Source organism: Serratia sp. SSNIH1 (assembly GCF_002935055.1).
Taxonomy (GTDB): domain Bacteria; phylum Pseudomonadota; class Gammaproteobacteria; order Enterobacterales; family Enterobacteriaceae; genus Serratia; species Serratia nevei.
The window spans coordinates 31,149-57,007 of sequence record NZ_CP026383.1; the positions used below are offsets into that span (position 1 = coordinate 31,149).

Below are 25,859 nucleotides of genomic sequence, written 5' to 3' on the forward strand. Positions count from 1 at the left end.
TGAAGCCGATCACAGTTAGCGATCCTCACGGCGAAAGCCCATTGCAACCGCTCAAACTTCCTTCGACAATGTTACCGATAACATGTTACCGGTAACAATCAAGCTGAACGAAGGTAACGCCACCCGGTGCTTTGGAGCTAAGCCATGACCAACAATCAAAATCGCATTTACGTCGTTATGGGCGTTTCCGGCAGCGGCAAGTCCGCCGTCGCCGCCGCCGCGGCCCGCCAACTCTCCGCCGGCTTCCTCGACGGCGACTTCCTGCATCCGCGCAGCAACATCCTGAAGATGGCCGCCGGCGACGCGTTGAACGACGACGATCGCGCCCCGTGGTTGGCCGCGCTCAACGATGCCGCCTTCGCCATGCAGCGCACCAACAACGTGTCGATCATCGTCTGCTCGGCGCTGAAAAAGCAGTATCGCGACCGCCTGCGCGCCGGCAACGGCAACCTGTCGTTTATCTACCTGCACGGCGAGTTCCCGGTGATCGAATCCCGACTGGCGGCGCGTAACGGCCACTTCTTCAAACCGCAGATGCTGGTCACCCAGTTCGCCGCACTGGAGCAACCGGGCGCCGACGAAAGCGACGTGATGGCGATCGACATCAACCAGCCGCTGGACGCGGTGATCGCCGATACCGTGCGCCATATCCAGAGCTTCCTGCCACAGGACGTGTGCGCGTGAGTACCGTTACGCTGGTCGGTACCGCAGTCGGCTCGGTTTTACTGCTGTTATTCCTGGTGATGAAGGCGCGCATGCACGCCTTCGTCGCGCTGATGCTGGTGTCCATCGCCGCCGGCATCTTCTCCGGCATGCCGCTGGACCATATCGCCGACACCATGCAAAAAGGCATGGGCGACACGCTGGGCTTCCTGGCGATCGTGGTGGCGCTGGGGGCAATGTTCGGCAAGATCCTGCATGAGGTCGGCGCGCTCGATCAAATTGCGGCGCAATTGCTGAAACGATTCGGACAAAGCAAGGCGCACTATGCGCTCGGCATCGCCGGCCTGATCTGCGCGCTGCCGCTGTTCTTCGACGTGGCGGTGGTGCTGCTGATCGGCATCGTGTTCGCCGTGGCGCGCCGCACCGACGGCAATATCGTCAAGCTGGCGATCCCGCTGTTCGCCGGCGTGGCCGCCGCCGCCTCCTTCCTGCTGCCGGGGCCGGTGCCGATGCTGCTGGCTTCGCAGATGAAGGCCGACTTCGGCTGGATGATCGCCATCGGCCTGGTGGCGGCAGTGATCGGCATGCTGATCGCCGGCCCGCTGTACGGCAGCTTTATCAGCCGCTTCGTCAACTGGCCAATGCCGCCGGAAGAGAACGAGCCGACGCTGACCAAGGGCAATCTGCCGTCGTTCGGTTTCAGCCTGGCGCTGGTGCTGTGCCCGCTGGTGCTGGTCGGCATGAAAACCATCGGCGCGCGGCTGGTCACCCCGGGTTCGCAGCTGCAGCAGTGGCTGGAGTTTATCGGCCACCCGTTCACCGCCATCCTGCTGGCCTGTCTGATCGTGATTTACGGCCTGGCGAAACCGCGCGGCATGAGCAATGAACAGACGCTGGCCATCTGCTCCGCCGCGGTGCAACCGGCCGGGATCATCCTGCTGATGACCGGCGCCGGCGGGGTGTTCAAACAGATCCTGGTGGATTCCGGCGTAGGGCCGGCGCTGGGTGACGCCATGATCGGCGCCGGCCTGCCGATCGCCGTGGCCGCCTTTGCGCTCTCCGCCATGGTGCGGGTGATTCAGGGCTCGGCCACCGTCGCCTGCCTGACCACCGTCGGCCTGGTGCTGCCGGTCACCAGCCAGCTCGGATTGAACGGCGGGCAGCTGGCCGCGCTGGCTATCTGTATCGCCGGCGGCTCCATCGTGCTGAGCCACGTCAACGACGCCGGTTTCTGGCTGTTCGGCAAATTCACCGGCGCCAACGAACTGCAAACGCTGAAAACCTGGACGGTGATGGAAACGATTCTGGGCAGCGTCGGCGGCGCTATCGGCATGATTGCATTCACGATGTTTTAAATCCTAAATCGCCCCCGGCCTTGCACACCAGGGCTGCAAATCACCACCGGGGGCACCGCCACAGGCGGCGACTATAACAACAGCAATGTGAGGAAGGCATGATTAACCCAACCTTGTCCCGTGTCACACAGCGCATCACCCACCGTTCCCAGGCCAGCCGTGCCGCCTATCTGGCGCGTATCGAAGCGGCCCGTTCCCAAACCGTCCACCGCGCGCAGCTGGCCTGCGGCAACCTGGCCCACGGCTTCGCCGCCTGTCAGCCCGATGACAAGACGGCGCTGAAAAACATGGTGCGCAGCGATATCGCCATCATCACCGCCTACAACGACATGCTGTCGGCCCACCAGCCGTACGAACACTACCCGCAGCGGCTGAAACAGGCGCTGCAGGCGGTGGGCGCCGTCGGCCAGGTGGCCGGCGGCGTGCCGGCGATGTGCGACGGCGTGACGCAGGGGCAGGACGGCATGGAGCTGTCGCTGATGAGCCGCGACGTGATCGCCATGTCGGCCGCCGTCGGCCTGTCGCACAACATGTTCGACGGTGCGCTGTTCCTCGGCATCTGCGACAAGATCGTGCCCGGGCTGGTGATGGCCGCCCTCTCCTTCGGCCACCTGCCCGCGCTGTTCGTGCCTGCCGGCCCGATGAGCAGCGGTTTACCCAACAAAGAAAAGGTGCGCGTGCGCCAGCTGTACGCCGAGGGCAAGGCCGACCGCCTGGCGCTGCTGGAAGCCGAGGCCGCGTCCTATCACGGCATCGGCACCTGCACCTTCTACGGCACCGCCAACACCAACCAGATGGTGATGGAAGTGATGGGCCTGCACCTGCCGGGCGCCTCCTTCGTACATCCGGACACGCCGCTGCGCGACGCGCTGAACGACGCCGCCGCGCGCCAGGTGACGCGACTGACCGACACCGCCGGCAACTACCTGCCGATCGGCCGCCTGATGGACGAGAAAGTGGTGGTAAACGGCATCGTCTCGCTGCTGGCCACCGGCGGCTCCACCAACCTGACCATGCATCTGGTGGCGATGGCGCGCGCAGCAGGCATCATCATTACCTGGGACGATTTCTCGGAGCTGTCGGAGGCGGTGCCGCTGCTGTGCCGCATCTACCCGAACGGCCCGGCCGACATCAACCAGTTCCAGGCCGCCGGCGGCGTGCCGCTGGTGGTGCGCGAGCTGCTGCAACACGGGCTGCTGCACGAAGACGTGCACACCGTGGCCGGTTTCGGCCTGCACCGCTACACCCAGGAACCCTGGCTGGATAATGGCCAGCTGGCGTGGCGCGAAGGCGTGGCCGGCTCGCTCGACGCCAGCGTGATCGCCAGCGTCGCTCAGCCGTTTGAGCATCACGGCGGCACCAAAGTGATGGCCGGCAATCTGGGCCGTGCGGTGATGAAAACCTCGGCGGTACCCGCCGACAACCAGATTATCGAAGCGCCGGCGGTGGTGTTCGACAGCCAGCACGACATCGTGCCGGCGTTCGAAGCCGGCAAGCTGGATCGCGATTGCGTGGTGGTAGTGCGCTTCCAGGGGCCGCAGGCCAACGGCATGCCGGAGCTGCACAAGCTGATGCCGCCGCTGGGCGTGCTGATGGATCGCGGCTTCAAAGTGGCGCTGGTGACTGACGGCCGCCTGTCAGGCGCCTCCGGCAAGGTGCCTTCCGCCATCCACGTCACCCCGGAAGCCTATACCGGCGGCCTGCTGGCGAAAGTGCGCGACGGCGATCCGATCCGCGTCAACGGCCGCAGCGGCGAGCTGCAGGTGCTGGTCGACGCCGACGAACTGGCCCAGCGCACGCCATGCCAACCCGATCTGAGCGCAGAACACATCGGCTGCGGCCGCGAGCTGTTCGGCGCGCTGCGCAGCCAGCTGTCCGGCGCCGAGCAGGGCGCCTGCTGCATCAAATTTTAATCGATAGCCTGGCCGCATCGCCGCCTGGCGGCGGCCACAGAGGAGAACGTCATCATGAACCAATGGAAAACAAGCGCCGAACAGATCCTGACGGCGGGGCCGGTGGTGCCGGTCATCGTGATCAACAAGCTGGAACATGCGGTGCCGCTGGCGAAAGCGCTGGTCGCCGGCGGCGTGCGGGTGCTGGAAGTGACGCTGCGCACCGCCTGCGCCATGGACGCCATTCGCGCCATCGCCCAAGAAGTGCCGGAAGCGATCATCGGCGCCGGTACCGTGATCAATCCCCAGCAGCTGCGTGAAGTGACCGAGGCCGGTGCGCAGTTCGCCATCAGTCCGGGGCTGACCGACGAGCTGCTCAACGCGGCCACCGCCGGGTCCATTCCGCTTATTCCGGGCATCAGCACCGTTTCCGAGCTGATGCTGGGCATGGATTACGGCCTGCGCGAGTTTAAATTCTTCCCGGCGGAAGCCAATGGCGGGGTAAAAGCGCTGCAGGCGATCGGCGGCCCGTTCCCGCAGGTGCGCTTCTGCCCGACCGGCGGTATCTCGCCGGACAACTACCGCAGCTACCTGGCGCTGAAAAGCGTACTGTGCATCGGCGGCTCCTGGCTGGTGCCGGCGGACGCGCTGGAAAGCGGCGACTACGCCCGCATCACCGAACTGGCGCGCGCCGCCGTCTCGGGCGCCCAGGCCTGATTTACATCGCAGCGGTGGCGGCCGGCAGCGCCGCCCCGCTGCGCTGGCTGAACCGCTGCTTCTTGCGGTAAGCGAACACGTCTTCCACGTGCCCCTCGCGGATGCGCTGCTGCAACCCGCGCCAATACTCAGCCGTAAACAGATCGCTGTGCAGCTCTTCAAACACCTGCCGAATGCGCCGATCGCCGCACAGGAAGTGGCGGAACTCTTCCGGAAACACGTCGTTGGGCGCGATGCTGTACCACGGCTCACTGGCCAGCTCGTCCTCCGGATAGCGCGGTGGCGGAATGTCGCGGAAGTTAACCTCGGTCATGTAGCAAATTTCGTCGTAGTCGTAGAACACCACCCGCCCGTGGCGCGTCACGCCAAAGTTCTTGAACAGCATGTCACCGGGGAAGATATTGGCGGCGGCCAGCTGCTTGATGGCATTACCGTACTCTTCGATCGCATCGCGCATCTGCTGGTCGTTGGCCTGCTCCAGATACAGGTTCAGCGGCGTCATACGCCGTTCCATATACAGGTGCTTGATCACGATGCGATCGCCGAGATCTTCCAGTTTGCCCGGCACTTCGCGCTGCAGTTCCGCCAACAGCACCGGGCTGAGGCGCGCCTTGTCGACGACGAAATTCTCGTACTCTTGGGTATCCGCCATGCGCCCGACGCGATCGTGCTCTTTCACCAGCTGATAGCAGGCCATCACCTGCGCCTGCGTCACCTCTTTTTGCGGGGCGAACTCGTCCTTGATCACTTTGAATACCCGATCGAAGGACGGCAAGGTGAACACCAGCATCACCATGCCCTTCACCCCCGGCGCGATGATAAATTGCTCCTGCGACTGCGCCATAAAGGTCAGGTATTCGCGATAGCATTCGGTTTTGCCGTGCTTCTGGCAGCCGATCGCCATGTACAGCTCGGCGGTGGTTTTGCCCGGCAGGATCTCGCGCAGCCACTCCACCATCGCCGCCGGCAGCGGCGCGTAGACCATGAAATAAGAACGAGCGAAGCCGAAGACAATGCTGGCCTCGGCCTTACCGGTCAGGCAGGCGTCGATAAACAGCGCGCCCGATTCGCTGTGGTGGATAGGCAGCAAGAACGGATAAACGCCGTCGGCCAGGCGCAGCTTGCCGACCAGCCAGGCGGCCTTGTTGCGGTAGAACAGTTCGTTGGCGATCTGGAAGGTTGCACCCGCCAGCTGCTGTGCGCTGAAGGCGCGTTGCAGCGCCTGAGTGATGTAGCGAATATCGCGCGTCAAATCCTCCCACAGCAGCCGCAGCGGCAGATCGCTCAGTACGCTGCGCAGCATCGCCGGCAGATCGCCATAGGGAGTAAAATCGCGCGCCAGCGGACGCGGGATGTCGCGAAAGCGCCGCTCCGGCTGCGAACTGAAGACGAACAGCTTGTCCGGCGTCAGATCGCGGTGCTTGAACAGCCTGCAGTAGACCGAGTTAAAGAAGCTTTCAGCGATCTCGAAACGCGGATAGTCCGGCAGCAGGTCGATATAGACTGCTTTGACCCGGCTGGGGAAGTCGGCGTCGAAGTATTTCTGCCCGGTGATGCATTTGAGCTGCTCCACCACCAGGCCGACGTGATGGTCGTACAGATGGATGCGCTTTTTCATCGCCTGCTGCACCGCCGGCCAGTCCGCCTGCTCGAAGCGCTGCTGCGCGCCGGCGGTCACTTCCAGAAAGCGGCCGTACTGCGCATCGAAGCCCTGCAGGATCGTCTGTGCGATCAACAACTCCAGTTTTGCCGCCATCCTTACCCCCGCCAGAAAAAGAAGCCTGCGCATGCAGGCTCCGGGTGGAACGTCTTCAAGCTTGCCGCATCAGAACTGCTGTTCTTCCGTCGAACCGGTCAGCGCGGTGACCGAAGAGGCGCCGCCCTGAATGATGGTGGTGACCTTGTCGAAGTAGCCGGTGCCCACCTCTTGCTGGTGCGACGCGAAGGTGTAGCCGCGATCCACCGCGGCGAACTCCGCCTGCTGCACCTTCTCGACGTAGTGTTTCATGCCCTCGCCCTGCGCATAGGCGTGCGCCAGATCGAACATGTTGAACCACATGCTGTGGATGCCCGCCAGCGTGATGAACTGATATTTGTAGCCCATATCCGACAGCGCCTGCTGGAAGCGAGCGATGGTCTGGTCGTCGAGGTTCTTCTTCCAGTTGAACGACGGCGAGCAGTTGTAGGCCAGCAGCTTACCCGGGTATTTGGCGTGGATGGCGTCGGCGAAGCGCTGAGCGGCATCCAGATCCGGCGTTGAGGTTTCGCACCACACCATATCCGCGTAAGGAGCGTAAGCCAGGCCGCGGCTGATCGCCTGCTCGACGCCGGCATGGGTGCGGAAGAAGCCTTCCGCCGTGCGCTCGCCGGTGACGAAGGCGCTGTCATACGGATCGCAATCGGAGGTCAGCAGGTCGGCCGCATCGGCGTCGGTGCGGGCGATCACCAGCGTCGGCACGCCGAGCACGTCGGCCGCCAGGCGCGCGGCGACCAGTTTCTGGATCGCTTCCTGCGTCGGCACCAGCACTTTGCCGCCCATATGGCCGCATTTCTTCACCGCCGCCAGCTGGTCTTCAAAGTGTACCCCGGCGGCGCCGGCGGTGATCATCGCTTTCATCAGCTCGAAGGCGTTCAGCACGCCGCCGAAGCCGGCTTCCGCATCGGCGACGATCGGCAGGAAATAATCGGTGTAGCCTTTGCTGCCCGGCTCAATCTGGTTAGCCCATTGGATCTGATCGGCGCGGCGGAAGGTATTGTTGATGCGCTCGACGACCTTCGGCACCGAGTCCACCGGATACAGCGACTGGTCAGGGTACATGGCCGCCGCGCTGTTGGCGTCCGCCGCCACCTGCCAGCCTGACAGGTAGATAGCCTCGACGCCGGCTTTGGCCTGCTGCAGCGCCTGGCCACCGGTCAGCGCGCCCAGGCAGTTCACGTAGCCTTTGCGCGCCTTGCCATTCAACAATGCCCACAGTTTGGCGGCGCCGTTTTGCGCCAGGGTGCATTCCGGGTTGACCGAACCGCGCAGGTTGATCACGTCTTCGGCGCTGTAAGGGCGAGTGATGCCTTCCCAACGGGCCGATTTCCATTCCTGTTCCAGCTGCTGGATCTGTTGAGAGCGAGAGGTAGACATAATTTTTATCCTTTCAGTCATGTAGGGTTGATTGGGAAAATTCAGGCCAGCAGCGCATAGCCGGGCAGCGTCAGGAAATCGATTAACTCATCTTGCGTGGTGATGCGCTCCATCAGGCGCGCCGCCTCTTCGAACCGGCCGGCGTTAAAGCGCGCTTCCCCCACTTCTTCACGCACCACCAACATCTCTTCTTGCAGCATCTGGCGGAACAGCGCCTTGGTGACCGGACGCCCGTCGCTCAGGCTCTTCTCGTGGTGGATCCACTGCCAGATTGACGTACGGGAGATCTCCGCCGTCGCCGCATCTTCCATCAAACCGTAAATTGGTACGCAACCGTTGCCGGAGATCCAGGCTTCGATGTACTGCACCGCCACGCGGATATTGGCGCGCATCCCCGCCTCGGTGCGTTCGCCGTCGCACGGTTCCAGCAGCTGTGCGGCGCTGATCGGCGCGTCTTGCTCACGCAGCACCTCCAGCTGGTTCTGGCGATCGCCCAATGCTTTGCCGAATACCTCCATCACCGTATCCGCCAGCCCCGGGTGCGCCACCCAGGTGCCGTCGTGGCCGTTGCTGGCTTCCAGCTCTTTGTCCGCCCGTACCTTATTCAACACCCAGTCATTTTTCTCGGCGTCTTTGCTCGGGATAAACGCCGCCATACCGCCCATGGCGAACGCGCCGCGCTTATGACAGGTTTTGATCAACAGACGCGAATAGGCGCTGAGGAAAGGTTTCTCCATGGTCACCGACTGACGATCAGGCAGCACGCGATCGCCATGATTCTTCAGCGTTTTGATGTAGCTGAAGATGTAATCCCAGCGGCCGCAGTTCAGGCCGACGATGTGGTCGCGCAGGTGGTAGAGAATTTCGTCCATCTGGAACACCGCCGGCAGGGTTTCGATCAGCACGGTCGCTTTGATGGTGCCGCGCGGCAGATCGAAACGATCCTCGGTAAAGCTGAAGACATCGCTCCACCAGGCCGCCTCTTCCCAGGACTGGGTTTTCGGCAGATAGAAATATGGGCCGCTGCCCTTGGCCAACAGTTGGCGATAGTTGTGGTAGAAGTACAGCGCGAAATCGAACAGGCCGCCGGGAATGGCTTCATCACGCCACAGCACGTGTTTTTCCGGCAAATGCAGGCCGCGCACGCGAGCGATCAATACCGCCGGGTTCGGTTTCAGCTGGTAGATTTTGCCGGCTTCATTGGTGTAGGAAATGGTGCCGTTAACTGCATCGTGCAGGTTGATTTGGCCGTCGATGATTTTGTCCCAGCTTGGCGCCAGCGAGTCTTCGAAGTCCGCCATGAACACTTTTACGTTGGCATTAAGCGCATTGATCACCATCTTGCGCTCAACCGGCCCGGTGATCTCGACCCGGCGGTCACGCAGATCTTGCGGAATGCCGCGGATCTGCCAGTCACCTTCACGAATGGAAGTGGTTTCCGAAATAAATCCCGGCAGTTCGCCGCGATCGATATTTTGCTGCCAGCGGACACGCGCCGCCAGCAGCTCGTTGCGCCGCGGCGTGAATTTCCCCACCAGTTCCGCCAGGAATTCAACCGCTTCATCGGTCAACACCTGGCGCTCCGCTGCGGCGAAACCCTGCGTAAACCTTAACTCCGTGCCTGCTATCTGTTGCGTCATGACCTTGCTCCTTCCCATCGTTGCGCTCGCGCGACCGGCGCATTTTCATCAGAAATCACTGTGGATCAGGGTGGATGAAACGATCCTCAACTGGTCAGATCTCATCCCGATACCTCTAAGAATACTCAACAAAAAATAAAAATCAAAAACCATTTCCATTTTATTATTAAATATTTTATTAACACTTTATTATCAATTAGTTATATAAAATAACAATAATGACCGGTAAGGAAATCGCTTCCACCAGAGTGATAAAGATGCGCTAACACCTTGGTTAACAATTGATTTTAAGGAGGTGTGACGGAGAAAAAGAGGATCGTTCAGAGGATCAACGGCGCGGCGGCCTCGATTCAGCCGCCGGCGAGCAGAAAAGATCAGTCGAGCGTCGGATTCATATGGCGCAGATCGTACGGCGTGATCTGGTAGACGTAATAGTTGAGCCAGTTGGAAAACAGCAGATGGCCATGGCTGCGCCAGGTGGCTTTCGGTGTCAGTGAGGGGTTGTCATCGGGGAAGTAGTTGAGTGGAACGGCAGGATCGAGGCCGGCTTCGTTGTCGCGACAATACTCTCCTGCCAGGGTCAGCGTATCGTATTCCGGATGGCCGGTGACAAACGCCAGGCGCTTGTCCCTGCTGGCAAACAGGTAGGCGCCGGCCTGCTCGGATTCGGCCAGGATGTCCAGGTCGGTATATTGGCGAATCACTTCGGTCGGGAAATCGGCATAGCGTGAATGCGGCGCCAGGAAGCTTTCGTCGAAGCCGCGCGTCAGCAACGCATGCTGCTGCAGCGTTTGGTGCGGATAAACGCCGGAGAGCTTCACCTCGCGCGTCATCTTGGGAATGCCGTACAGGATGTTCAACGCCGCCTGTACCGCCCAGCAAACGAACAGCGTGGAGGTAACGTGGTTCTTAGCCCAGTCAATCACCCGTTCGATCTGCGGCCAGTAGGCAACATCGCAGAAATCGACCAGCCCCAGCGGCGCGCCGGTAACGATCAAACCATCGAAGTTCTCGTTCTGGATATCCTCGAAGTCGCAGTAGAAGTTATTCAGATGCTCGGCCGGCGTGTTCTTCGATTCGCGGCTATCGATACGCAGCAGCTGGATATCAATCTGCAGCGGCGAGTTGGACAGCAGGCGCAAAAACTGGTTTTCCGTTTCGATCTTCTTTGGCATCAGGTTGAGGATCAGCACTTTCAGTGGCCTGATTTCCTGTGTTTTTGCCCGCGAGGATGTCATCACAAAGACATTCTCACCGCGCAAGAAATTGACCGCAGGTAACTCATCAGGAACACGAATCGGCATTGCTTAACCCTCACACATCCATTTATACGTTTAGACTTCTAGATGCCCGAAGATAGCGTTTTTTTCCGTCGATGTCGAGCATTCGGCGAAAAGGTGAAAATGTTTCATTGCGCGCTCTGCGCCAAGATATGAGGAGGGGGAGTAAAGGGACTGAAAAGCAAAAAGGCCATCCTTTCGGATGGCCTCTTGGCTTATTTGATGCTTGGCAGTGTCCTACTCTCGCATGGGGAGACCCCACACTACCATCGGCGCTACGGCGTTTCACTTCTGAGTTCGGCATGGGGTCAGGTGGGACCACCGCGCTATTGCCGCCAAGCAAATTCTTTTTTCTGCCGAACTTCTAAACCCACTTTAAATAAAGTGGTGCTGATACCCAGAGTCGAACTGGGGACCTCACCCTTACCAAGGGTGCGCTCTACCAACTGAGCCATATCAGCACGCTTAATTTGATGCCTGGCAGTGTCCTACTCTCGCATGGGGAGACCCCACACTACCATCGGCGCTACGGCGTTTCACTTCTGAGTTCGGCATGGGGTCAGGTGGGACCACCGCGCTATTGCCGCCAGGCAAATTCGTTTTATTCCAACCGCTTCACTCTCCTGAAGCCATCAGAACCAATCTGTAAACAAGCTGAATATTGTCTTGGTCTCACCAAAACACCTTCGGTGTTGTAAGGTTAAGCCTCACGGATCATTAGTACTGGTTAGCTCAATGCATCGCTGCACTTACACACCCAGCCTATCAACGTCTTAGTCTTAAACGTTCCTTCAGGGACCTTAAAGGTCCAGGGAAGACTCATCTTGAGGCAAGTTTCGCGCTTAGATGCTTTCAGCGCTTATCTTTTCCGCACTTAGCTACCGGGCAATGCCATTGGCATGACAACCCGAACACCAGTGGTGCGTTCACTCCGGTCCTCTCGTACTAGGAGCAACCCCTCTCAATCTTCCAACGCCCACGGCAGATAGGGACCGAACTGTCTCACGACGTTCTAAACCCAGCTCGCGTACCACTTTAAATGGCGAACAGCCATACCCTTGGGACCTACTTCAGCCCCAGGATGTGATGAGCCGACATCGAGGTGCCAAACACCGCCGTCGATATGAACTCTTGGGCGGTATCAGCCTGTTATCCCCGGAGTACCTTTTATCCGTTGAGCGATGGCCCTTCCATTCAGAACCACCGGATCACTAAGACCTACTTTCGTACCTGCTCGAGCCGTCACTCTCGCAGTCAAGCTAGCTTATGCCTTTGCACTAACCTCACGATGTCCGACCGTGATTAGCTAACCTTCGTGCTCCTCCGTTACTCTTTGGGAGGAGACCGCCCCAGTCAAACTACCCACCAGACACTGTCCTCACCCCAGATTATGGGGCCGAGTTAGAACATCAAACATTAAAGGGTGGTATTTCAAGGATGGCTCCACGCAGACTGGCGTCCACGCTTCAAAGCCTCCCACCTATCCTACACATCAAGGCTCAATGTTCAGTGTCAAGCTATAGTAAAGGTTCACGGGGTCTTTCCGTCTTGCCGCGGGTACACTGCATCTTCACAGCGAGTTCAATTTCACTGAGTCTCGGGTGGAGACAGCCTGGCCATCATTACGCCATTCGTGCAGGTCGGAACTTACCCGACAAGGAATTTCGCTACCTTAGGACCGTTATAGTTACGGCCGCCGTTTACTGGGGCTTCGATCAAGAGCTTCGCCTTGCGGCTGACCCCATCAATTAACCTTCCAGCACCGGGCAGGCGTCACACCGTATACGTCCACTTTCGTGTTTGCACAGTGCTGTGTTTTTATTAAACAGTTGCAGCCAGCTGGTATCTTCGACTGGCTTCAGCTCCATCCGCGAAGGACTTCACCTACATGCCAGCGTGCCTTCTCCCGAAGTTACGGCACCATTTTGCCTAGTTCCTTCACCCGAGTTCTCTCAAGCGCCTTGGTATTCTCTACCTGACCACCTGTGTCGGTTTGGGGTACGATTCAATGTTACCTGGAGCTTAGAGGCTTTTCCTGGAAGCAGGGCATCAACTACTTCTGCACCGTAGTGCATCGTCATCACGCCTCAGGGTTGATATGTAACCGGATTTACCAGGTCACACCCCCTACACGCTTAAACCGGGACAACCGTCGCCCGGCTAGCCTAGCCTTCTCCGTCCCCCCTTCGCAGTAACACCAAGTACAGGAATATTAACCTGTTTCCCATCGACTACGCTTTTCAGCCTCGCCTTAGGGGTCGACTCACCCTGCCCCGATTAACGTTGGACAGGAACCCTTGGTCTTCCGGCGAGCGGGCTTTTCACCCGCTTTATCGTTACTTATGTCAGCATTCGCACTTCTGATACCTCCAGCAACCCTCACAGGCCACCTTCAACGGCTTACAGAACGCTCCCCTACCCAACAACGCTAAGCGTCGCTGCCGCAGCTTCGGTGCATGGTTTAGCCCCGTTACATCTTCCGCGCAGGCCGACTCGACCAGTGAGCTATTACGCTTTCTTTAAATGATGGCTGCTTCTAAGCCAACATCCTGGCTGTCTATGCCTTCCCACATCGTTTCCCACTTAACCATGACTTTGGGACCTTAGCTGGCGGTCTGGGTTGTTTCCCTCTTCACGACGGACGTTAGCACCCGCCGTGTGTCTCCCGTGATAACATTCTTCGGTATTCGGAGTTTGCATCGGTTTGGTAAGCCGGGATGGCCCCCTAGCCGAAACAGTGCTCTACCCCCGAAGATGAGTTCACGAGGCGCTACCTAAATAGCTTTCGGGGAGAACCAGCTATCTCCCGGTTTGATTGGCCTTTCACCCCCAGCCACAAGTCATCCGCTAATTTTTCAACATTAGTCGGTTCGGTCCTCCAGTTAGTGTTACCCAACCTTCAACCTGCCCATGGCTAGATCACCGGGTTTCGGGTCTATACCTTGCAACTATTCGCCCAGTTAAGACTCGGTTTCCCTACGGCTCCCCTATACGGTTAACCTTGCTACAAAATATAAGTCGCTGACCCATTATACAAAAGGTACGCAGTCACACCACGAAGGTGCTCCCACTGCTTGTACGTACACGGTTTCAGGTTCTATTTCACTCCCCTCGCCGGGGTTCTTTTCGCCTTTCCCTCACGGTACTGGTTCACTATCGGTCAGTCAGGAGTATTTAGCCTTGGAGGATGGTCCCCCCCATATTCAGACAGGATGTCACGTGTCCCGCCCTACTCATCGAACTCACGACCTGTGCATTTTGGTGTACGGGGCTATCACCCTTTGCTGCGCGACTTTCCAGACGCTTCCACTAACACACAAGCCGATTCAGGTTCTGGGCTCCTCCCCGTTCGCTCGCCGCTACTGGGGGAATCTCGGTTGATTTCTTTTCCTCGGGGTACTTAGATGTTTCAGTTCCCCCGGTTCGCCTCATGCCACTATGTATTCATGACATGATAGTGTGTCGAAACACACTGGGTTTCCCCATTCGGGTATCGCCGGTTGTAACGGTTCATATCACCTTACCGACGCTTTTCGCAGATTAGCACGCCCTTCATCGCCTCTGACTGCCTAGGCATCCACCGTGTACGCTTAGTCACTTAACCTCACAACCCGAAGATGTTTCCATCGTTCGCGCTGCAAACATTTGAGAGACTCTATGACAGGTTACTCTTTACCCCAATACTTCTACGGAGGGATAAATTTCAGCCGTCATGTTTCAATTTTCAGCTTGTTCCAGATTGTTAAAGAGCAATATCTTAAACATGACTCGCAAGTCATCTTTAAGATATGGTGTATCGTCAGATACTGGGGACCGCCGCTTTCACCGGGTGGGTCGGAAGCTTGGCGTCCCCTAGGGGATTCGAACCCCTGTTACCGCCGTGAAAGGGCGGTGTCCTAGGCCTCTAGACGAAGGGGACACGACACCGTACTTTTATGACGCTTTTGCTCGTTACTTTTTCATCAGACAATCTGTGTGAGCACGCCACTCGAACTAATATCTTTAGGTAAGGAGGTGATCCAACCGCAGGTTCCCCTACGGTTACCTTGTTACGACTTCACCCCAGTCATGAATCACAAAGTGGTAAGCGCCCTCCCGAAGGTTAAGCTACCTACTTCTTTTGCAACCCACTCCCATGGTGTGACGGGCGGTGTGTACAAGGCCCGGGAACGTATTCACCGTAGCATTCTGATCTACGATTACTAGCGATTCCGACTTCATGGAGTCGAGTTGCAGACTCCAATCCGGACTACGACATACTTTATGAGGTCCGCTTGCTCTCGCGAGGTCGCTTCTCTTTGTATATGCCATTGTAGCACGTGTGTAGCCCTACTCGTAAGGGCCATGATGACTTGACGTCATCCCCACCTTCCTCCAGTTTATCACTGGCAGTCTCCTTTGAGTTCCCGGCCGAACCGCTGGCAACAAAGGATAAGGGTTGCGCTCGTTGCGGGACTTAACCCAACATTTCACAACACGAGCTGACGACAGCCATGCAGCACCTGTCTCAGAGTTCCCGAAGGCACCAAAGCATCTCTGCTAAGTTCTCTGGATGTCAAGAGTAGGTAAGGTTCTTCGCGTTGCATCGAATTAAACCACATGCTCCACCGCTTGTGCGGGCCCCCGTCAATTCATTTGAGTTTTAACCTTGCGGCCGTACTCCCCAGGCGGTCGATTTAACGCGTTAGCTCCGGAAGCCACGCCTCAAGGGCACAACCTCCAAATCGACATCGTTTACAGCGTGGACTACCAGGGTATCTAATCCTGTTTGCTCCCCACGCTTTCGCACCTGAGCGTCAGTCTTCGTCCAGGGGGCCGCCTTCGCCACCGGTATTCCTCCAGATCTCTACGCATTTCACCGCTACACCTGGAATTCTACCCCCCTCTACGAGACTCTAGCTTGCCAGTTTCAAATGCAGTTCCCAGGTTGAGCCCGGGGATTTCACATCTGACTTAACAAACCGCCTGCGTGCGCTTTACGCCCAGTAATTCCGATTAACGCTTGCACCCTCCGTATTACCGCGGCTGCTGGCACGGAGTTAGCCGGTGCTTCTTCTGCGAGTAACGTCAATTGATGAACGTATTAAGTTCACCACCTTCCTCCTCGCTGAAAGTGCTTTACAACCCGAAGGCCTTCTTCACACACGCGGCATGGCTGCATCAGGCTTGCGCCCATTGTGCAATATTCCCCACTGCTGCCTCCCGTAGGAGTCTGGACCGTGTCTCAGTTCCAGTGTGGCTGGTCATCCTCTCAGACCAGCTAGGGATCGTCGCCTAGGTGAGCCATTACCCCACCTACTAGCTAATCCCATCTGGGCACATCTGATGGCAAGAGGCCCGAAGGTCCCCCTCTTTGGTCTTGCGACGTTATGCGGTATTAGCTACCGTTTCCAGTAGTTATCCCCCTCCATCAGGCAGTTTCCCAGACATTACTCACCCGTCCGCCGCTCGTCACCCAGGGAGCAAGCTCCCCTGTGCTACCGCTCGACTTGCATGTGTTAAGCCTGCCGCCAGCGTTCAATCTGAGCCATGATCAAACTCTTCAATTAAAAGCTTGATTTGCTTCCACTCGAGAAGCGATGCTCAAAGATTTACTGCATGAATTTTACTTCAGTTAGTCACTCTTCAAGACTTGATATTTTTTTGCATCCGAAGATGCTGGATATCGTCTTGTGGAGTGCCCACACAGATTGTCTGATAAATTGTTAAAGAGCAGTGAGTTAGGCGCTTTCGCTTGCTAACTCGAGGTGGCGTATATTACGCTTTCCTCTTTCAGAGTCAACCCTAATTTTCAGGATTTTTTCTCTGCGACCCCCGGATACTCTGTGAAGTTGTTCACATGTTCCGTGTCGATGGAGGCGCATTATAGGGATCCGAGTTTTTTGCACAACCCCTTTTTTGATCTTTTCTTTCTATTTGCACACTTTTCAGCCCTTCCGGGTGGATCTTGTGCGATCAGGGCCATTTTCCGCAGGATCCGGCGCTGTCGTTGGTTGTAATTCCATCGTCAGAGTCTAGTATTGCCGGTAAATATGATCCCGACGTGAGGCAGCATTATGTCCGATGCAGTACGTTCTTATCTTCAATACACCCCCAAACTCGGTCAGCGCGTCTTGATCGATCCTTCCAGCGTCGTGATCGGCGACGTCGATCTGGCGGATGACGTCAGCATCTGGCCGCTGGTCGCTATCCGCGGCGACGTCAATGCGGTAAAGATCGGCGCGCGCAGCAATATTCAGGACGGCAGCGTACTGCATGTGACTCACCGTTCCGAACACAACCCCGACGGTTTTCCCCTGCTGATTGGGGAAGACGTGACCGTGGGCCATAAAGCGATGCTGCACGGCTGCGCCATCGGCAACCGAGTGCTGGTCGGTATGGGATCGATCCTGTTGGACGGTGTAGTAGTAGAAGACGACGTAATGATTGGCGCCGGCAGTTTGGTGGCGCCGGGCAAGCGCCTGGCGAGCGGCTATCTTTATATGGGTAGCCCGGCACGCCAGGTTCGGCCGTTGACCGCCGCCGAGTTGGAGGGATTGCTTTATTCTTCTAACAACTATGTACGCTGGAAAGACGAATACCTGTCGGAAGATATCTGATGGGCGCCCCGTTCCCTATAAAGAGAACGGGGTAGGATTTATGCCGCCAGCTCGCTGCGCAGCTGGCGCAATACCGGCTCGATCTCTGGCATCACTCCGTGCCAAAGCAGGAAAGCATGCGCCGCCTGCCCCACCAGCATACCCAGCCCATCGGCATATTCGGTTGCCCCCCGCTGCTGCGCCCAGGCCAGGAATGGCGTGACGCCCTGCTGATAAAACATGTCATAGCAACGGGTTTGCACGTTGACTACGCCCGCGGGCAAGGCCGGGATCTCCCCGCTGATGCCGGACGCCGTCGCATTGATCACCAGATCGAACGCTTGCTGATCCAGTTGATCCATCGGCGCCGCCGAGATTTCCCCCAAATGCCGGAAAGCGTGGGCCAACTCCTGAGCTCGGCTGAAGGTGCGGTTGGTGATCGTGAGCCGGCAGCCGAAAGACAGCAGCGGTAGGATCACGCCGCGCGCTGCGCCGCCGGCGCCCACCAGCAGAATGCGATCCTGCGGCCGGATCAATTGTTGACGCTGTAGATCGGTCAGCAAACCGATGCCGTCGGTGTTATCCCCCAATAGACCGCCATTCGGCAATACCTTCAGGGTATTGACCGCCCCGGCCATCGCTGCACGCTCACTCAGCTCGGAGGCGAGCTCATAAGCACGCTCTTTGAAAGGCACCGTGACGTTCGCCCCCAGCCCTCCGGCGTGGATAAACGCCTGCAGGCTGGTTTCAAAACCATCCAACGGCGCCAACACCGCTCCATAAGGATGCTCAATGCCAGTCTGGGCAGCGAACAGCGCATGAATTCGCGGCGACTTGCTGTGACCGATAGGGTTGCCAAATACCGCAAACTTCTCCATGCCCATTACCTCTAGCCCTGACGGATCTGTTCGCCGGTCAGAGCATCTCTGATTTCGGAAGGATTAAGACGGCCACCCACCTCGCCGGCCAATACCGGGAAAGCAGTGCCGAATTGTCGTGTGACTTCATCCGCACTGCGGCACGGCTCCAATCCACTGAGATTGGCACTGGTCGATACCAGCGGCTTGCCGTACTGCCGACACAGCCGCTGCACCAACGGGTGATCGCTAACGCGCACCGCCAGCGAGCTGAAACGCCCGGTCAGTAAACGTGGCGTCTCCGGGCGAGCAGGCAACACCCAGGTTACCGGCCCAGGCCAACTGGCGAACATCGTCGCGCGTTGCTGTTCGCTGAGCGCACTGTTGTCGATATAAGGCTTAAGCTGCGCATAGTCGGCGGCGATCAGAATCAGCCCCTTTTCCCACGGCCGCTGTTTCAACGCCAGCAGCGCATTGACCGCCTGTTCGCTGTCGGGATCGCACCCCAGGCCGAATACCGCTTCGGTAGGATAGGCAATCACCTGCTGTTGATGCAAAGCATCGATGATAGATACAAGGTTCGGGCTTAATTCTGAGTTCATGATGTGATTATTCTGTAGTCGCGACGGGTTTTCCGCACAGCTTGCTGGCACAGCACAGGACGGGGCCTTTTGCCGTGCGCTTTTCCATCAGCAGCGGATAATGGCAATAGGCACATTCACCGGCGACGGGTTTAACATTGAGGGCAAATTGGCATTCCGGGTAACGATCGCAGGAGTGAAAAACCTTGCCATAGCGCGACTTACGCTGCAGCAGTTTGCCCTGACCGCACTGCGGGCAGGTAATGGCGGTTTCGTCAGGCTTATCGATCACTTCAGTGTGATCGCACTGCGGATAATCGCTGCAACCGATAAACATGCCATAGCGCCCCTGGCGCAGCACCAACGTCGCCTGGCACTTCGGGCACTGCTGCCCATCCAGCACCTTGACGATATGCCCATCGGCCTGCGCTTTCAGCGGGCGAATATATTGGCATTCAGGGTACTGGGAACAGCCGAGGAAGGGGCCGTGGCGACCGCTACGGATCACCAACTCGGCCCCGCATTCCGGACAGGGTTCATTTTGCCTGGCGGCAAAAATCGCGTTTTTTGTCATAACGTCTTCTATGCGCGTTATCGGCTCAATGCAGATAACCTTCGTTCACTTCAAACAACAGTTCTTCCATTTGCTGATAGGCGCTTTCATATCCGGGGATATTAAACAGCACCATCAACACGACCCATTTCAGATCTTCGAGATCGAATTCCGCATTATCCAAGGCCATAACGCGGTCGATAACCATTTCACGGGTTTCGAGGTTCAATACCTGAATCTGTTCCAGGAACAGGAGAAAACCACGGCAGCCGGCGTCCAGACGCGCGCTTTCCTCTTCGGTGTAGATCCGCATCGCCAGCGGATCGGCATCCATAAAGTAAGGCGCATTTTGACCTTCTTGCAGGTCAGCCAACTTCTCAAGCCAATTCAACGCGTTGTAGATATCATCCCGATGAAACCCCGCCTGAGCGAGATCATCAGTCAGTTGATCCTGATCGACGCGCATCTCTGGTTCATTGTGGATATAAGTTTCAAACAAGTACATGAGTACGTCGAACATGGCTTGCCCTCCTTATTCGGACATAGCCGCCGGGTACAGCTGCGATCCAGCCTGCTAACTCCAGTTCGAGTAACTTGATTACCACCACTGGCACAGGTTGGCCGGCACGTTCAGCGACGACGTCAACAGGTGTCACCTCATCTCCTACGTTAGCCAACACATCGGCAAATGGCAATTCAACTTCAGCCTGCGACGCACAAATAGTTGTATTTTCGTTCAGTGGCAGCCAGTGAAGGCCGCTTCCCAGCAATTCTGCGATATCTTTAGGCCCGGTGACCAGGTGCGCGCCCTGTTGGATCAGCCAATGTGTCCCCTCGCTCATCGGGTTCCCTAACGGCCCCGGCAAGGCGAACACTTCACGCCCCTGCTCCAGCGCATAGCGAGCCGTCACCAGAGTACCGCTGCGCAACGAGGCTTCTATGACCAAAACGCCCTGGCTCAGTCCGCTGATAATGCGGTTACGGCGCGGAAAATGGTCGGCCAGAGGTAAATCGGTGACCAAATGATCTGAAATCACCGCGCCACCCTGCTCGACAATCTGCTCCGCGAGCCTGCGGTGCCGGCGTGGATAAACATTGGCCAGCCCGCTGCCCAACACCGCTACCGTGCAACCCCCGGCCGCCAGCGCTGCGCGATGGCAAATGCCGTCGATGCCGATCGCCAAACCGCTGGTGATGGTGAAACCGCAACGCGCCAATTCCTCGGCGAAATAATTGGCCCAACGCTCGCCGTAGTGGCTGAACTGCCGGCTGCCAACCATGGCGAGCTGCGGACGCAGCAACGCCTGAGGATCGCCCTCGATCAGCAGAAACAGCGGCGCATCGTCGATCTGGGCCAGGCGTTCCGGATAGCCGGCCGCTCCGTAGTTCAGCATACGGTGCGCCGGCTCCTCCAGCCAACGCAGGGTCGCCGCCAAATAACCGGGATCCACCTGGTTGAACTGCGTCTGCTGCCGTTCGTTCAATCCCAGTTCACGCAACGCGCTGCGAGGCTCGCACCCCATTTGCGATAGCTGCCGCGCGATCCGGCTGGCCACAACGGTCTGCAGCCCCGTTACCCCTCGCATCCGTAAAGCGATCTCTTCCGGCCGCATCGTCTGTTCCCTCAGCAAAAACGGTGGTATTACCAATCTGAGCAATTGGTGCGCAATGCTGTCAATCAGGCCGGGAAATGTCTAGAATAGAGGTTAAACCTCGTTCATTACTCGGATACAGATCTAAAGATATATGTCAGTCTTGCAGGTATTACATTTCCCAGACGAGCGTCTGCGCAAAGTCGCAGCGCCGGTAAAAGAAGTCAATGCAGATATCCAGCGCATCGTGGATGATATGTTTGAAACCATGTACGCAGAGGAAGGCATTGGCCTGGCTGCGACTCAGGTGGATATCCATCAGCGCATTATCGTGATCGACGTCTCCGAGAATCGCGATCAGCGCCTGGTGCTGATCAACCCGGAACTGCTGGAAACAAGCGGCGAAACCGGCATCGAGGAAGGCTGTCTTTCCATTCCCGAACAGCGTGCGTTGGTACCCCGTGCCGCGCAGGTGAAGATCCGCGCGCTGGATCGCGAAGGCAAACCTTTCGAGCTGGAAGCGGACGATCTGTTGGCGATCTGCATCCAGCACGAGATGGATCACCTGATGGGTAAACTGTTCGTCGATTACCTGTCGCCGCTCAAGCGTCAGCGCATTCGTCAGAAACTGGAAAAAATGGCCAAGCTTCAAGCCCGCGCCTAACCGATCAGGAAATCAACGTGTCTGACTCTTTACGGATTATTTTCGCCGGAACACCAGACTTCGCAGCGCGTCATCTTGACGCGCTGTTGTCATCTGAGCACCAGATTGTCGGCGTTTTTACCCAGCCCGACCGCCCGGCGGGCCGCGGCAATAAGCTGACGCCAAGCCCGGTCAAAGTGCTGGCTGAACAACACCAACTGCCGGTCTTTCAGCCCAAATCGCTGCGCCCCGAAGAGAACCAACGCCTGGTGGCCGAACTCCACGCCGACGTGATGGTGGTGGTTGCCTACGGACTGATCCTGCCGCAGGCGGTGCTGGATATGCCGCGTCTCGGTTGCATCAACGTACATGGCTCGCTGCTGCCTCGCTGGCGCGGCGCGGCACCGATCCAGCGTTCTCTCTGGGCCGGCGACAGCGAAACCGGCGTGACCATCATGCAGATGGACGTCGGTCTCGATACCGGTGACATGATGCACAAGATTGCCTGCCCGATTGAGAGCAGCGATACCAGCGCCAGTCTCTACGACAAGCTGGCACAGCTCGGCCCGCAGGGCATGCTGACTACGCTGCGCCAAATGGCAAGCGGCAGCGCCACCCGCGAAGTGCAGGACGAAGCGCTGGTCACCTACGCAGAGAAGCTGAGCAAAGAAGAAGCTCGCCTGGACTGGACACTGTCCGCCGCTCAGCTGGAGCGTTGTATCCGCGCCTTCAACCCTTGGCCGGTCAGCTACTTCACCATCGACGATCAACCGGTGAAAGTGTGGCAAGCCAGCGTACTGGCGCAAAGCGCCAACGCGGAGCCAGGCACCGTTGTCCATGCCGACAAGCACGGCATTCAGGTGGCGACCGCCGACGGCATCCTCAATCTGATCCAACTGCAGCCCGCCGGCAAGAAACCGATGTCGGCGCAAGACCTTTTAAATTCACGTCGTGAATGGTTTACCCCGGGTAACCGGCTGTAAGCCACCCCACTGCCCGGCCGCTCATCGCCGGGCCGTTATTTTCTTAATGCCGATCGTTATCAGCTTCAGCCTATGAAAAATAATTACAATCTCCGCAGCATCGCTGCCAAAGCCATCGGCCAGGTGCTGGATCAAGGGCAGTCGCTCAGCACCGTCCTGCCGGCGCTCCAAACCACCATCAGCGATAAAGATCGCGGGTTGCTGCAGGAACTGTGTTTCGGCACGCTGCGCGTGCTGCCGCAGCTCGAATGGTGCATTCAGCAATTGATGGCCAAGCCGCTGACCGGCAAGCAACGTACGCTGCATTATTTGCTGATGGTCGGCCTCTATCAGCTGCTGTATACCCGTATCCCGGCGCACGCCGTATTGGCGGAAACCGTGGAGGGCGCGGTAGCGCTGAAACGCCCGCAGTTGAAAGGCCTGATTAACGGCGTCTTGCGGCAATTCCAGCGCCAGCAGGAAGAGCTGCTGCAGCGCGCCGCCAACAATGACAGCCGCTATCTGCACCCAAGCTGGTTGCTGAAACGCCTTCAACAAGCCTATCCCGCCAACTGGGAACAGATCGTCGACGCCAATAACCAGAAGCCACCGATGTGGCTGCGCGTCAACCGCCTACATCACACTCGGGAAGCTTATCTGCAATTGTTGAACGACGCCGGCATCGCAGCAGAACCTCACGCAGACTATGCCGATGCAGTGCGTTTGCTGGCGCCTTGCGCCGTGACCGATCTGCCTGGGTTCGCCGACGGCTGGGTCACCGTGCAAGATGCCTCAGCCCAGGGCTGTGTCGATCTATTGGATCCGCAAGACGGTGAACAGATCCTCGATTTGTGCGCCGCGCCTGGCGGCAAAACCACGCATATTCTGGAAGCGGCACCGAAAGCGCACGTCATGGCGGTCGATATCGACGAACAGCGCCTGGCGCGGGTGAAAGAAAACCTGCAGCGCCTGCGTTTGCATGCCGAAGTTAAGCTGGGTGATGGCCGCACCCCGCAGCAATGGTGCGGTGATAAGCAGTTCGACCGGATCCTGCTGGACGCACCTTGTTCCGCCACCGGCGTGATCCGCCGTCACCCCGACATCAAATGGCTGCGCCGCGATCGCGACATCGCAGAACTCGCCGCGCTGCAGGCAGAGATCCTGGAAGCCGTCTGGCCCCATCTGAAATCGGGCGGTGTGATGGTTTACGCCACCTGCTCTATCCTGCCGGATGAAAACAGCAGCCAGATCGCCGCGTTCTTGCAGCACCACGCCGATGCCAAACTGGTTGAAACCGGCGATGCGCAGCGGCCAGGGCGGCAGAATATCCCGCATCCCGAGGATGGCGATGGCTTCTTTTACGCTAAGCTGATTAAAATGTAATGCTTCGGGGCGTGCACGCGCGCCCTAAGTCTTTCAGTGTGAAGCAGAGAACACGATGAAAATAATTATTCTTGGTGCCGGTCAGGTTGGCGGGACGCTGGCGGAAAACCTGGTGGGTGAAAACAACGATATCACCGTCGTCGATACCGATTCCGGTCGTCTGCGTCAGCTGCAGGATAAATTCGATCTGCGCGTGGTTCAGGGGCACGGCTCTCACCCTCGGGTGCTGCGCGAAGCCGGCGCGGAAGACGCCGACATGCTGGTCGCCGTCACCAACTCCGACGAAACCAACATGATCGCCTGCCAGATCGCCTATTCTCTGTTTAATACCCCCAACCGTATCGCCCGTATCCGCGCGCCGGAATATATCCGCGAGTCGGAGAAACTGTTCCTGCCGGAAGCGGTGCCGATCGACCATCTGATTTCACCAGAACAGTTGGTCATAGACTATATCTACAAGCTGATTGAATACCCCGGCGCACTGCAGGTGGTCAATTTCGCCGAAGGCAAGGTCAGCATCGCCGCGGTTAAAGCCTATTACGGTGGCCCGCTGGTCGGCAATGCGCTCTCTTCGATGCGCGAACACATGCCGCATATCGACACCCGCGTCGCCGCTATTTTTCGCCAGGACAGACCTATCCGGCCGCAAGGCTCGACCATTATCGAAGCCGGTGATGAAGTGTTCTTCGTCGCCGCATCACAACACATCCGCGCGGTGATGAGCGAACTGCAGCGGCTGGAAAAACCGTATAAGCGCATCATGATCGTCGGTGGCGGCAACGTCGGCGCCGGCCTGGCCGCCAAGCTGGAAAAAGACTACAACGTCAAACTTATCGAGCGAAACCAGCAACGCGCCGCCGAACTGGCCGAGCAGCTGCACGATACCATCGTGTTCTACGGCGATGCCTCCGACCAGGAGCTGCTGGCCGAAGAGCACGTCGAGCAAGTGGATGTCTTCATCGCTATCACCAACGACGATGAGGCCAACATCATGTCCGCCATGCTGGCCAAACGCATGGGCGCCAAGAAGGTAATGGTATTGATCCAGCGCCGCGCCTATGTCGATCTGGTGCAAGGCAGCGTGATCGATATTGCCATTTCCCCCCAACAGGCGACCATCTCCGCCCTGTTGGGGCACGTGCGCAAAGCGGATATCGTCAGCGTTTCATCGCTGCGCCGCGGCGTGGCAGAAGCGATCGAAGCGATTGCCCACGGTGATGAAAGCACGTCCAAAGTGGTCGGCCGCATCGTCGAAGACATCAAGCTGCCACCAGGTACCACCATCGGTGCGATCGTGCGTGGCGACGACGTGATCATCGCCAACGGCAATAGCAAAATCGAACAGGGCGATCACGTCATCATGTTTATTACCGACAAGAAATTCGTGCCGGACGTTGAACGCTTGTTCCAACCGAGCCCGTTCTTCTTGTAGAACGAATTTATTAGGCGATGGTCTATAATCGCGTAGTTGTTCTCTGCCTTGGGGGGAGATAAAACTTCTCTCCTTTTGTGGCAAAGGGAAATTGCTTTGTTAAACTTGAGTTATTAATTCTGCAAGGGGTGCGTTCTATGAGTATGTTGAAAGAGTTTCGCGAATTTGCCATGCGTGGCAACGTGGTCGATTTGGCCGTCGGTGTGATTATCGGTGCTGCATTCGGCAAGATTGTTTCGTCCTTCGTGGCCGATATCATCATGCCCCCTCTGGGCCTATTGATCGGCGGCGTCGACTTTAAACAGTTCCATCTGGTATTACGTGAAGCTCAGGGCGCCGTCCCGGCGGTGGTAATGAACTACGGTTCATTCATTCAAACCGTATTCGACTTCGTGATTGTCGCCTTCGCCATCTTCCTGGCAATTAAATTGATGAACAAAATGCGCCGCAAGCAGGAAGAAGCCCCGGCAGCGCCGCCAGCACCTACCGCAGAAGAGAAACTGCTGACGGAAATCCGTGACCTGCTGAGCCAGCAACAGCAGCCAAAACTGTAAAACAGCGTTTGGTTATGCCAATAAAAAGCCACCTGATGAAGGTG

General features: G+C 57.9%; 19 protein-coding genes, 2 tRNA genes and 4 rRNA genes. 10 read left to right on the forward strand and 15 right to left on the reverse strand.

Annotation, left to right across the window (positions count from 1 at the left end):
- Positions 1-144 precede the first annotated feature (144 nt).
- The 4 genes from gntK (at position 145) to C3F38_RS00120 (ending at position 4,627) form a co-directional block, all read left to right on the forward strand.
- The gene (gene gntK / locus C3F38_RS00105) at positions 145-684 is read left to right on the forward strand and encodes a gluconokinase (RefSeq protein WP_038874371.1); all 540 of its coding nucleotides are present in this window, start codon (positions 145-147) and stop codon (positions 682-684) included.
- The gene (gene gntU / locus C3F38_RS00110; RefSeq protein ID WP_033649721.1) at positions 681-2,018 is read left to right on the forward strand and encodes a gluconate transporter; all 1,338 of its coding nucleotides are present in this window, start codon (positions 681-683) and stop codon (positions 2,016-2,018) included. Before gntK ends, gntU begins: the two co-directional genes overlap by 4 nt.
- A gap of 98 nt (positions 2,019-2,116) precedes the next feature.
- The gene (edd, locus tag C3F38_RS00115; protein ID WP_038874375.1) at positions 2,117-3,931 is read left to right on the forward strand and encodes a phosphogluconate dehydratase; all 1,815 of its coding nucleotides are present in this window, start codon (positions 2,117-2,119) and stop codon (positions 3,929-3,931) included.
- A 54-nt stretch (positions 3,932-3,985) separates the two neighbouring features.
- A complete protein-coding gene (locus C3F38_RS00120) occupies positions 3,986-4,627 on the forward strand; it encodes a bifunctional 4-hydroxy-2-oxoglutarate aldolase/2-dehydro-3-deoxy-phosphogluconate aldolase (RefSeq protein WP_055317473.1) in 642 nt (213 codons plus the stop codon).
- Position 4,628: 1 nt separating this feature from the next.
- On the opposite strand, the gene aceK is transcribed toward C3F38_RS00120, so the two are convergent.
- The 10 genes from aceK to C3F38_RS00170 form a co-directional block, all read right to left on the reverse strand.
- Positions 4,629-6,383, reverse strand: coding sequence for a bifunctional isocitrate dehydrogenase kinase/phosphatase (gene aceK, locus C3F38_RS00125; protein WP_055317474.1), 1,755 nt, complete (start codon positions 6,381-6,383; stop codon positions 4,629-4,631).
- Positions 6,384-6,452: 69 nt separating this feature from the next.
- Entirely contained in the window at positions 6,453-7,760 is a 1,308-nt protein-coding gene (aceA, locus tag C3F38_RS00130) for an isocitrate lyase (protein ID WP_004936630.1), read from the reverse strand.
- A gap of 41 nt (positions 7,761-7,801) precedes the next feature.
- Positions 7,802-9,400, reverse strand: a complete 1,599-nt coding sequence (aceB, locus tag C3F38_RS00135; RefSeq protein WP_038874381.1) for a malate synthase A — start codon at positions 9,398-9,400, stop codon at positions 7,802-7,804.
- A 374-nt stretch (positions 9,401-9,774) separates the two neighbouring features.
- A complete protein-coding gene (gene metA / locus C3F38_RS00140) occupies positions 9,775-10,704 on the reverse strand; it encodes a homoserine O-succinyltransferase (protein WP_038874383.1) in 930 nt (309 codons plus the stop codon).
- Between the two features lie 200 nt (positions 10,705-10,904).
- Positions 10,905-11,020 (reverse strand): 5S ribosomal RNA (gene rrf / locus C3F38_RS00145).
- Positions 11,021-11,065: 45 nt separating this feature from the next.
- Positions 11,066-11,141 (reverse strand) — tRNA-Thr (locus tag C3F38_RS00150).
- Positions 11,142-11,155: 14 nt separating this feature from the next.
- Positions 11,156-11,271: ribosomal RNA gene (gene rrf, locus C3F38_RS00155) — 5S ribosomal RNA — on the reverse strand.
- Between the two features lie 105 nt (positions 11,272-11,376).
- A 23S ribosomal RNA gene (locus C3F38_RS00160) occupies positions 11,377-14,284 on the reverse strand.
- A 239-nt stretch (positions 14,285-14,523) separates the two neighbouring features.
- A tRNA-Glu gene (locus C3F38_RS00165) sits at positions 14,524-14,599 on the reverse strand.
- Between the two features lie 88 nt (positions 14,600-14,687).
- A 16S ribosomal RNA gene (locus C3F38_RS00170) occupies positions 14,688-16,229 on the reverse strand.
- Together the 16S, 23S and 5S rRNA genes with 2 tRNA genes alongside form the textbook arrangement of a ribosomal RNA operon.
- Before the next feature lie 507 nt (positions 16,230-16,736).
- On the opposite strand from C3F38_RS00170, the gene C3F38_RS00180 reads away from it, so the two are divergent.
- A complete protein-coding gene (locus tag C3F38_RS00180) occupies positions 16,737-17,279 on the forward strand; it encodes a gamma carbonic anhydrase family protein (protein ID WP_038871735.1) in 543 nt (180 codons plus the stop codon).
- Between the two features lie 38 nt (positions 17,280-17,317).
- Here C3F38_RS00180 and aroE read toward each other — a convergent pair whose 3' ends face one another.
- The 5 genes from aroE to dprA are packed head-to-tail and all read right to left on the reverse strand — an operon-like array spanning position 17,318 to position 20,862.
- On the reverse strand, positions 17,318-18,136 hold the full coding sequence (gene aroE, locus C3F38_RS00185) for a shikimate dehydrogenase (protein ID WP_047730829.1): 819 nt from the start codon (positions 18,134-18,136) through the stop codon (positions 17,318-17,320).
- An 11-nt stretch (positions 18,137-18,147) separates the two neighbouring features.
- The gene (gene tsaC / locus C3F38_RS00190) at positions 18,148-18,717 is read right to left on the reverse strand and encodes an L-threonylcarbamoyladenylate synthase type 1 TsaC (RefSeq protein ID WP_055317434.1); all 570 of its coding nucleotides are present in this window, start codon (positions 18,715-18,717) and stop codon (positions 18,148-18,150) included.
- Positions 18,718-18,724: 7 nt separating this feature from the next.
- Positions 18,725-19,270 carry a type I DNA topoisomerase gene (locus C3F38_RS00195; protein WP_019456195.1) on the reverse strand — a complete coding sequence of 182 codons (546 nt, stop codon included), beginning with the start codon at positions 19,268-19,270 and terminating at the stop codon, positions 18,725-18,727.
- 25 nt (positions 19,271-19,295) lie between these two features.
- Complete coding sequence (smg, locus tag C3F38_RS00200) at positions 19,296-19,769, reverse strand: DUF494 family protein Smg (RefSeq protein ID WP_033650013.1); 474 nt, start codon at positions 19,767-19,769, stop codon at positions 19,296-19,298.
- A complete protein-coding gene (gene dprA, locus C3F38_RS00205) occupies positions 19,741-20,862 on the reverse strand; it encodes a DNA-protecting protein DprA (protein ID WP_048232025.1) in 1,122 nt (373 codons plus the stop codon). Before dprA ends, smg begins: the two co-directional genes overlap by 29 nt.
- 133 nt (positions 20,863-20,995) lie before the next feature.
- On the opposite strand from dprA, the gene def reads away from it, so the two are divergent.
- The 5 genes from def (at position 20,996) to mscL (ending at position 25,815) form a co-directional block, all read left to right on the forward strand.
- Positions 20,996-21,505, forward strand: coding sequence for a peptide deformylase (def, locus tag C3F38_RS00210; RefSeq protein WP_047729718.1), 510 nt, complete (start codon positions 20,996-20,998; stop codon positions 21,503-21,505).
- A 17-nt stretch (positions 21,506-21,522) separates the two neighbouring features.
- On the forward strand, positions 21,523-22,467 hold the full coding sequence (fmt, locus tag C3F38_RS00215) for a methionyl-tRNA formyltransferase (RefSeq protein ID WP_048232026.1): 945 nt from the start codon (positions 21,523-21,525) through the stop codon (positions 22,465-22,467).
- 72 nt (positions 22,468-22,539) lie between these two features.
- Entirely contained in the window at positions 22,540-23,829 is a 1,290-nt protein-coding gene (gene rsmB / locus C3F38_RS00220; RefSeq protein WP_047729716.1) for a 16S rRNA (cytosine(967)-C(5))-methyltransferase RsmB, read from the forward strand.
- Between the two features lie 55 nt (positions 23,830-23,884).
- Complete coding sequence (gene trkA / locus C3F38_RS00225) at positions 23,885-25,261, forward strand: Trk system potassium transporter TrkA (RefSeq protein WP_004929716.1); 1,377 nt, start codon at positions 23,885-23,887, stop codon at positions 25,259-25,261.
- A gap of 137 nt (positions 25,262-25,398) precedes the next feature.
- Positions 25,399-25,815 carry a large-conductance mechanosensitive channel protein MscL gene (gene mscL / locus C3F38_RS00230; RefSeq protein ID WP_025304493.1) on the forward strand — a complete coding sequence of 139 codons (417 nt, stop codon included), beginning with the start codon at positions 25,399-25,401 and terminating at the stop codon, positions 25,813-25,815.
- Positions 25,816-25,859: the final 44 nt, after the last annotated feature.